This is a genomic window from Staphylococcus sp. HMSC065D05 (assembly GCF_001813195.1).
Classification (GTDB): domain Bacteria; phylum Bacillota; class Bacilli; order Staphylococcales; family Staphylococcaceae; genus Staphylococcus; species Staphylococcus epidermidis.
Window position 1 is genome coordinate 41,727 of record NZ_KV811739.1, and the last position, 365, is coordinate 42,091.

General features: G+C 29.6%; 1 protein-coding gene. It reads right to left on the reverse strand.

The window, feature by feature from the left end; genetic code table 11:
• The coding region (locus HMPREF2897_RS03850) for a transposase (RefSeq protein WP_141751281.1) at window positions 1-365 on the reverse strand (365 nt) is incomplete at both ends.

Consider the following 365-nt stretch of genomic DNA (forward strand, 5'->3'; position numbering starts at 1 on the left):
GATGTCACTTTTATATTTTTTAGTTTTATCTTTTATAAACATTCCATATGTTATGAGTGGCGTTCGATTAAAGTCATCTATAATTGCCTTATAATTTGATTCACTACCATAACCTGCATCAGCTACAATATATTCAGGTAAATGACCGTAGGTCTCTTGAATTGAATTTAAAAATGGAATCATCGTTCTAGTATCCGTTGGATTTTGATACACATTATAAGATAAAACAAATTGGGAATTTGTCGCTATTTGTAAATTATACCCTGGCTTAAGTTGTCCATTTTTCATGTGATCTTCTTTCATTCTCATAAATGTCGCATCATGATCTGTCTTAGAATAACTATTTCTATCCTTTAAAATAGATT